Origin of the sequence: Streptomyces sp. NPDC058880, assembly GCF_042742535.1 — a bacterium.
Lineage (GTDB): Bacteria > Actinomycetota > Actinomycetes > Streptomycetales > Streptomycetaceae > Streptomyces.
Genome location: NZ_JBHYMC010000138.1, coordinates 1 through 1,628 on the forward strand (window position 1 = coordinate 1; position 1,628 = coordinate 1,628).

Annotated in this window: 1 protein-coding gene; it reads left to right on the top strand. The window is 69.5% G+C overall.

What is annotated here, in order from left to right; genetic code table 11:
• Positions 1-84 precede the first annotated feature (84 nt).
• On the top strand, positions 85-1,590 hold the full coding sequence (locus ACFW2G_RS33060; protein WP_384446720.1) for an ISL3 family transposase: 1,506 nt from the start codon (positions 85-87) through the stop codon (positions 1,588-1,590).
• Positions 1,591-1,628 lie beyond the last annotated feature (38 nt).

Here is a 1,628-nt window from a genome sequence, read left to right on the forward strand (position 1 = left end):
GGGTCTGTTCCGTAGTCGGTGGTGACGGTGAGTGCTCACCTGTGATCATCGAGCGTGCATGATGCGAACGCGCTTGTGGGAACGGTGTTTTCGGGGTTGTCGGCGTTGGTCATCGAGGATGTGGCGGACGGTGGCGAGACAGTCCAGGTTTCGGCTCGGACCCGGGATGTTCCCGTTCCCTGTCCGCTGTGCGGGGTGCTGACGGGAAGGGTCCACGGGTATCACGGCCGGACGGTGCGGGATGTGCCGGTCGACGGCCGACAGGTCGTGGTCCGAGTGAGGATACGACGGCTGGTCTGCCCGGTCCGGGACTGCGGTCGGCAGACCTTCCGAGAGCAGGTCCCCGGGCTCCTGGAACGGCATCAGCGCCGCACCACACGTCTGACCAGCCAGCTCTCCGAGCTGGTCAAGGAGTTATGCGGCCGGGCGTCCGCCCGGCTCACCCGTTCGCTGGCCGTGCCCGTGTCGTACGCCTCCGCCCTGCGACTGCTGCGGCGGGTGCCCTTGCCGGGGGTGCGGATCCCGCGGGTGATCGGGGTCGACGACTTCGCCCTGCGGCGCCGGCACAGCTACGCCACGATCATCATCAACGCCGAGACCGGCCAGCGGATCGAGGTACTGCCCGGCCGCGAGGCCGCCACCTTGGAAGCCTGGCTGCGCGAGCATCCGGGCATCGAGGCCGTGTGCCGGGACGGATCGGCCACCTACGCCGAGGCGATCCGCCGAGCCCTGCCCGACGCAGTCCAGATCAGCGACCGCTGGCACCTGTGGCACAACCTCGCCGAGGCCGTCCGCAAAGAAGTCTCCGCCCACAGCATCTGCTGGGCGAAAGCCGGCCCGCCCCCGGCCGAGGGGAGACAGGCCGCCACCACCCGCGAGCGATGGCAGCAGGTCCACGCCCTGCGCGAGCGCGGAGTGGGCCTGCTGGAGTGTGCACGGCGCCTGAACCTGGCGCTCAACACCGTCAAGCGCTACGACCGTGTCGCCGAGCCCGAGCGCCTCATCCGCGCCCCCAAGTACCGGCCCACCCTGGTGGATCCCTACCGCGATCACCTGCGCCAACGGCGGCTGGAGGACCCGGCCGTGCCCGTCACCCATCTCCTCCAGGAGATCAGGGATCTGGGCTACACCGGCAGCTCGAACCTGCTGGTCCGCTACATCAACCAGGGCCGCGTCGAGGCCGACCGGCCAGCGCTCTCTCCCCGGCGCCTGGCCCGCTACCTGCTCACCCGCCCCGACCGCCTCAAGGACCATCAGCGGGAACGTATCGAGGCCGCCCGAGCCGCCTGCCAGGAGATGACGGCTCTGGCCGACCTCATCCACCGCTTCGCAGCGCTACTGGATCCCGCCGACGGCAATGCCGCTCTGCTGAGCACCTGGATCACCGCGGCCCAGGCCGAGGACCTGCCCCACCTGCATGCCTTCACCCGGGGGCTCGAGAAGGACCGCGCCGCAGTCGACGCCGCCTTCACCCTGCCGCACCACAATGGCGGCACCGAAGGCGTCAACAACAAAACCAAGCTGATCAAGCGCCAGATGTACGGCCGCGCGAGTTTCCCTCTCCTCCGCCACCGCATCCTCCTGGGCTGACCACACCCTCCGTCACCACCGACTACGGAACAGACCCG